Origin of the sequence: Zavarzinia sp. (genome assembly GCF_041650655.1) — a bacterium.
In the GTDB taxonomy this organism is placed as follows: domain Bacteria; phylum Pseudomonadota; class Alphaproteobacteria; order Zavarziniales; family Zavarziniaceae; genus Zavarzinia.
Window position 1 is genome coordinate 1 of the sequence record NZ_JBAZKR010000163.1, and the last position, 6112, is coordinate 6112.

A 6112-nucleotide genomic window follows, 5' to 3' on the forward strand; every position below is an offset into this window, starting at 1 on the left:
GAAACGACATGGTCGGCCAGGGCCGCACGGTCGAAATAGGTGAGATTCCGGTAGCCATAGCGGTCCGCCATCATGGCCACGTCCTCGGCCATGGCGGCGGCGTGGCTCGGCTTGGTCGCGGCATGGACATAGCCGGGCTGCCAGTCGCAGGCGATGGCATGGCGGCGGATCCGCTCGCGCACGATGTCGGTCGCCTCGACCGTCATGTCCCAGATTGCTCGTGCGGCTTCGGCCCCGGCCAGTTTTTCGATCGTGCCGACCGACGGGTTCAACCCGTTCAGCATCTGCCCGCCGTTCCGCCCCGAAGCGCCCCAGCCGACCCGCTTCGCCTCGACGAGGGCGACGCGATAGCCCCGTTCGGCGAGTTCGAGGGCAGCGGCGAGCCCGGCGAAACCGCCCCCCACCACGGCGACATCGGTCGTGATGCGCCCGGCGAGCGAAGGACGGAGCGGGCTCGGGTTTCGGCTGGCGACGTAGTAGGAGGGTTCATATCCTGGCATGACGCCAAGCTCGCCGGGGCCTTCTGTCTCGTCAAGTCCTGGTGCCGGAGATCTGCCATGCTGTCGGACGATTGGATGTTCAGGGTCGAGGACGCCTTCCACGCCCATTTCTTCGTGGAAGACGACCCGGAGAGCCGCGCCGGCATCGAATGGGTGATCGCCATGCGACGGGCGGAACAGGAAATCACCGTCATGGTGCGCGGCATCTTCGCCGACGACATGACCGAAGGCCCGCGCGACGACCATCGCTATCAGGCCAATACCTGCATCGGCTTTCTGTGCGACCACATCAACGAAGGCTGGCAGCCCAAAGGCGGCGAGAGCTTCGTGATCGAGATCCACGATCCCGCGTAAACAACCTGGACGTGTTCATGCTAGGCTGACCCGTATCGGCTCCGGCCGGTCAGCAAGGGGAAGCCGAGGCATGGACGAGGATGGACTGACAGTCGCGATCACCCCGGTACAGCTCGCCGCCATCTTCGTCGGCGAGGAGATCTGGGCCGGGGAGACCAGAAGCAATCGCCTCTGGGGTGGTCTGAAGGCGATCGGAGGCGCACTCGAACTGCTGGGCGCCGGCGCCTTGTTGGTGACACCCGACCCGTCCCTGGTGACCAAGGCCGGCGGTGTCGCCCTCGGCGCCCACGGAATCGACACCGTACAGAGCGGGCTGCGCCAGGCTTGGTCGGGGCGGGATACAGCCGGACTGACCGAGGCCGGCGTCACCGAGCTGGCCCTCGGCCTCGGCGCCAGCCCGGACAATGCCCACAGGGTCGCCGTCGGCATCGACATCGCGGTTCCCTTTGCCGTGACGGCTGCCCTCGGCGTCGTCCGGGTGCTGGCGATCCGGGGCGGGCGCATCAGCCTCGCCGCCAATGAGGCGGCCCAGGGCAGCAGACTCGGCGGACATACGATCGCCAAACACGTCGCCATGCCGGAAATGGAATTGCGAGCCCGCCTGGCGGCCAGCCCCGCGCTCAAGGCCGCCTCCACCTTCCGCTCGCTCGACGTCGCCGAGAGGACCCTCTACCAGGCCTTGCGCGCCAACCGCGCCATGATCGAGGCATGGGCCCGCTCCGCCGTTCCGGGCAGCCGCCGCGCCTTCGAATTCACCGCGCGCGAAGTGGTGGGTGAAGGCGTCGTCCGGGCCAGCGGCAAACTCGAAACCATGCGCCGCGTTCGCTTCGTGCTCAAAATGGAAGCTTACAACGGCACGCCCTATTACATTCTGACCGCGTTCCCCGTCCCCTGACACACGAGACCGTCATGACCTCTGACGACGCCCCCCCCTATCCACATCTCCGCCAATTCTTGGGGGCTTGGTTCCATCAGGACTGTTTCGACGACGGGCAGACCGAGGCCGATATCATCGAGGACTTCGCAGCCCACAGCCGGGCCGAGGAACAAGCTGGCGTCGTGGCCGACATCGCGGGCTTCTTGGCGCGCCATCCGGAGGATACGGCCGCGGCCGCAGAGCGGATCTTCGAACCGGACATCATCCTGGGCGAAGACGATGCCGCCGTCCGCGCCTTCCTCGGCCGGATCGCCGCCTTCCTCGCCGCCCGCCCTTGAGACTTCGGCATTTGGCGTCTCGTTCCGAAATTCCCGGCTCTGGACCAATTCCCGGGAGGTGACACCGCATTGGACGGGAATGCACGCCACCGATTGACAGCACTGCCGGAAGGTCTTCGAATTGCAACTGAGACCGAGAAGAAAGATGGGCCCCACTTGACCGAACATACGACGGTTCGCTTCCCCTATTTCTTCGTGACCGTGCCCGCCCCCTGCCCCTATCTGCCCGGGCGGCAGGAACGGAAAGTGTTCACGCGCCTGAACGGGGACGATCCCGTGGCCCTGAACGACGCCCTGACCAACGCCGGCTTCCGGCGCAGCCAGGGCATCGCCTACAAGCCGGCCTGCGAGGGCTGCCAGGCCTGTGTCTCGGTGCGTGTCCCCGTCGCCGCTTTCGAGCCTTCGCGCACCCAGCGCCGCATCCTGGCCCGCAACACCGACCTGACGTTGCGGGAGCAGCCGCCGCTGGCGACCGAGGAACAATTCGCCCTGCTGCGCCACTATCTCGAAGCCCGCCATCCGGGCGGTGGCATGGTCGAGATGGACGCCCTCGACTATGCCGCCATGATCGAAGACAGCCCGATCGAGACCCATGTCGCCGAATATCGCGACTCCTCGGGCCGGCTGCACGCCGCCTGCCTGATCGACCGCCTGGGCGACGGTCTCTCCCTCGTCTACAGCTTCTACGACCCGGAGCAGCCGGTGCGTTCCCTCGGCACCCTGGTGGTGCTGAGCCAGATCGAGCGGGCGCGGGCGCTGGGGCTGCCCTATGTCTACCTCGGCTATTGGATCGAGGGTTGCCGCAAAATGGTCTATAAGGCGCGCTACCAGCCGCTCGAAGGACTCGGGCCAGACGGCTGGAAGCCCATGCGGATCGATCTGCCCGGGCAAGAGTGAGGCGGGGCCGCAGGGGGCGAGTTTCATGATCGGTCGTATCGACGCGAAGCGTCGCCGCTTCCTGCAGGCGACGTTGCTGGGCGGGGCCGCGGCCGGTGGTCTCGCCGCCTTTCCCGCCCATGCCATCGCCCAGGAACACCGGGAATGGAAAATGGTGACCGCTTGGCCCAAGGGCCAGCCCGGGGTCGGCACCGCGGCCGAACGCCTGGCCCAGCGCATCACCGAGATGTCCGACGGCGGGCTCACCGTGAAGGTCTATGCCGCCGACGAGATCGTGCCCGGCGGCGCCTGTTTCGACGCGGTCGCCTCGGGCAAGGCCGAGATGGGCCATGACGCCGCCTATTACCACCTCGACAAACACCGCCAGGCCGCCTTCTTCACCGCCGTGCCCTTCGGCCTCTCGGCCAACGAGATGTCAGGCTGGATCAACCACGGCGGCGGCCAGGCGCTGTGGGACGAACTCTACGCCGGCTTCGGCCTGAAGCCCTTCCTTGCCGGCAACACCGGCTCGCAGATGCTGGGCTGGTACCGGCGCGAGCTGAAGTCGGCCGAAGATTACCGCGGCCTCAAGGTACGGATGCCCGGCCTCGGCGGCGAAGTCCTGCAAAAACTGGGCGCGGTGCCGGTCGACGTGCAGCCGCAAGAGATCTTTCAGGCCCTGCAGAATGGCACGATCGACGCCGCCGAATGGATGGGGCCCTACAACGACCAGACCCTCGGCCTCGGCCAGATCGCCGAATATTACTATGGTCCGGGCTTCCAGGAGCCGGGGGCGGCGCTCGAGCTGATCGTCAACAAGGCGCTCTACGACGCTCTGCCCAGGGACCTGAAGGCGATCGTCGCCGCCGCCGCCCAGGCCACCAACGACGATCTCTGGGCCGAATATTCGCTCCGCAACGGCGAGGCGCTGACCGCCCTGATCGGCAAAGGCACCAAAGTCGCCCGCGTGCCCAACGACTTGATGGTCGCCTTCGGCAATGCCGCCGGCGAAGTGCTGGCGCAGGACCGCGATGCGGCCGACCCGATCGGCAAGAAGATCTTCGATTCCTTCCTGAAGGCGCGCACCGCCGCCTCCGCCTATACGCGGATCGGCGAACAGGCAATGGCGAACGCCCGCTCGCTCGCCTACAAGTATCTCGAATGACGTCTTGACCGCCCGCCCGCGGCAGGCTCCCCTTCCCCCATGCTCCGCGTCCGCACATTCGCCGTCGTCCTGGCCCTTCTCGCCGCCGCCTGCGCTCCCGTCGATTCCGGTCCCGCTCCGGCACCGGCCCCCGCTGCACAGATCAGCACCAAGCCGCCGGCGATGCCGACGCCGCGTCCGCGACCACGCCCGGTCGATGCCGTCGCCGTGCCCGAGGCGGAACAGGCGGTGCCACCGCCCACGGCCTTGCCGGTCGCCGTCGCCCCGGCCCCGGCCACCAGTCTCGATCTGGTGCCCGGCGACGCGGTCAGTCCGGCCGCCCCGACGCCGGCGGCGGAAGCCCGCACGCCCTGGCCGCCATCCCTGCCGCCGGGGCTTCGACTGGCGCTCCGCGCGCCCACCCACTTGGCGCCCAGCGACACCCCGATGGCCCTGGCGATCGAGGCACGGCTCAGCAATACCGCGGGCAGCGACGCCCGCCTGACTGCCGCGACCCCCTGCGACGTCACCGACTGGATCCTGCTCGACGCGGTGGGCGCGGTCACCGCACGCAAGGAACCCGTGCTCTGCGCCCAGGTCCTCGCCGAATCCGTCTTGCGGGCCGGGGAAACCCTGGTCGCCCGGGATCAGATCGAGATCCCGGGAAAGAGCCTCGCTACCGGCCGGTACCGCCTGCGCTACCGCTTCTGGGGTGCCAATGCCGAGGCCGAGATCGCCGTGCGCTGAGGCGCCTATTCCGCGATCGACCGGCGGAGCGACTCGTTCAACGCCGTGAGCAGGCGGGCCAAGTCCGCCTTCTCCGCCTCGTCCCAACCCTCGAACAGGATGGCGATCCGGCCGAGGCGCATGTCGCGCATCTGTGCCATCAGGGCCATTCCTTCGGCCGTCGCCTCGATCAGGCTGCTGCGGCCGTCGCTGGGGTTCGGTTCGCGCCGGACGAGACCCGCCTGTTCCATCGCCGCGACTTGGCGCGTCACCGTCGAATCGTCGAGCAGCAGGTGTTCGGCGAGGCTCCGCACCGGCTGCGGCCCCGCCGCCTCGAGGTGCAGGAGCAGGAGATATTGCGCCCTTTCGAGCGGGTAGTTGCGCCGGCGCTGGACCGCCTCGAGCACGCGGACGAGCCGCGCCATCTCCTGTTCCAGCGTCTCCAACACTGCCGCCATGCCGCCCTCCCATGCCGAAGTTCAAGGTGTATCATGCAGGCAGTGCATTATCGAGGACCGCTACTGTCAGGCAATTACAATGACTTAGCTCAATCCTGGGCAATTCGACGCAAGGCCGAGTTAGATGTACCATACACCTAATGCCGCTCTGGCAGGTCCTGCACGAAAGTCCGGCGAATGTCCGCGAAGCACCAGCCCCGTCACGACGGCTACAAATGGACGGCGCTCAGCAACACCACCCTCGGCATGTTGGCGGCGGCGATCAATTCCTCGATCCTGCTGATCAGCCTGCCCGCCGTGTTCCGCGGTATCGGCCTCAAGGCGCTGGATGCCGCCAACATCGACTATCTGCTGTGGGCGATCATCGGCTACATGGTCGTCACCGCCGTCCTCGTGGTGGCCTTCGGCCGGCTGGGCGACCAGTTCGGCCGGGCGCGCATGTACAACCTCGGCTTCGCGATCTTCACCGTCTCGGCCCTCGCCCTCAGCCTGATGCCGGAGAACGGCAGCAGCGCAGCGCTCTACCTGATCCTGGTCCGGGTCGTGCAGGGTGTCGGCGGCGCGCTGATCATGGCCAATTCGACCGCCATCCTGACCGACGCCTTCCCGACTCAGCAGCGCGGCCTGGCCCTCGGCATCAATATGATCGCCGCGGTGGGCGGCCAGTTCCTGGGCCTCATCGTCGGCGGCCTGCTGGCCGATACCGACTGGCGCCTGGTGTTCTGGATCAATGTGCCGATCGGCGTCGTCGGCACGCTCTGGGGCTATCTCAAGCTGCGCGACCACGGCCCAAGGGTCAGCCACAAGATCGACTGGCTGGGCAATGCCACTTTCGCCCT

General features: G+C 67.5%; 9 protein-coding genes. 7 read left to right on the top strand and 2 right to left on the bottom strand.

Translation table 11 applies throughout. The features are described 5' to 3' along the window. Positions 1 to 500: FAD-dependent oxidoreductase (locus WC493_RS21220; protein WP_373068285.1), on the bottom strand; the 500-nt coding region annotated here is incomplete at its 3' end. Between the two features lie 57 nt (positions 501 to 557). Here WC493_RS21220 and WC493_RS21225 point away from each other — a divergent pair. From WC493_RS21225 to WC493_RS21250, 6 genes are all read left to right on the top strand, one after another. After that, complete coding sequence (locus WC493_RS21225; protein ID WP_373068287.1) at positions 558 to 854, top strand: hypothetical protein; 297 nt, start codon at positions 558 to 560, stop codon at positions 852 to 854. 70 nt (positions 855 to 924) lie between these two features. Continuing rightward, positions 925 to 1749 carry an RNase A-like domain-containing protein gene (locus WC493_RS21230; protein WP_373068289.1) on the top strand — a complete coding sequence of 275 codons (825 nt, stop codon included), beginning with the start codon at positions 925 to 927 and terminating at the stop codon, positions 1747 to 1749. A gap of 14 nt (positions 1750 to 1763) precedes the next feature. Continuing rightward, entirely contained in the window at positions 1764 to 2069 is a 306-nt protein-coding gene (locus WC493_RS21235; RefSeq protein WP_373068291.1) for a contact-dependent growth inhibition system immunity protein, read from the top strand. 156 nt (positions 2070 to 2225) lie between these two features. Further along, positions 2226 to 2966, top strand: a complete 741-nt coding sequence (locus WC493_RS21240; protein ID WP_373068293.1) for an arginyltransferase — start codon at positions 2226 to 2228, stop codon at positions 2964 to 2966. A 25-nt stretch (positions 2967 to 2991) separates the two neighbouring features. After that, a complete protein-coding gene (locus WC493_RS21245) occupies positions 2992 to 4110 on the top strand; it encodes a TRAP transporter substrate-binding protein (protein ID WP_373068295.1) in 1119 nt (372 codons plus the stop codon). A 39-nt stretch (positions 4111 to 4149) separates the two neighbouring features. Beyond that, complete coding sequence (locus tag WC493_RS21250; RefSeq protein ID WP_373068297.1) at positions 4150 to 4836, top strand: hypothetical protein; 687 nt, start codon at positions 4150 to 4152, stop codon at positions 4834 to 4836. Between the two features lie 5 nt (positions 4837 to 4841). On the opposite strand, the gene WC493_RS21255 is transcribed toward WC493_RS21250, so the two are convergent. Beyond that, positions 4842 to 5273 carry a MarR family winged helix-turn-helix transcriptional regulator gene (locus WC493_RS21255; RefSeq protein ID WP_373068299.1) on the bottom strand — a complete coding sequence of 144 codons (432 nt, stop codon included), beginning with the start codon at positions 5271 to 5273 and terminating at the stop codon, positions 4842 to 4844. Positions 5274 to 5450: 177 nt separating this feature from the next. Here WC493_RS21255 and WC493_RS21260 point away from each other — a divergent pair. After that, positions 5451 to 6112: MFS transporter (locus tag WC493_RS21260; RefSeq protein WP_373068301.1), on the top strand; the 662-nt coding region annotated here is incomplete at its 3' end.

Bases quoted from the DNA above. Each gene is read 5' to 3' on its own strand.
- WC493_RS21225 (WP_373068287.1), top strand. From the start codon at position 558: ATGCTGTCGGACGATTGGATGTTCAGGGTCGAGGACGCCTTCCACGCC.
- WC493_RS21230 (WP_373068289.1), top strand. From the start codon at position 925: ATGGACGAGGATGGACTGACAGTCGCGATCACCCCGGTACAGCTCGCC.
- WC493_RS21235 (WP_373068291.1), top strand. From the start codon at position 1,764: ATGACCTCTGACGACGCCCCCCCCTATCCACATCTCCGCCAATTCTTG.
- WC493_RS21245 (WP_373068295.1), top strand. From the start codon at position 2,992: ATGATCGGTCGTATCGACGCGAAGCGTCGCCGCTTCCTGCAGGCGACG.
- WC493_RS21250 (WP_373068297.1), top strand. From the start codon at position 4,150: ATGCTCCGCGTCCGCACATTCGCCGTCGTCCTGGCCCTTCTCGCCGCC.
- WC493_RS21255 (WP_373068299.1), bottom strand. From the start codon at position 5,273: ATGGCGGCAGTGTTGGAGACGCTGGAACAGGAGATGGCGCGGCTCGTC.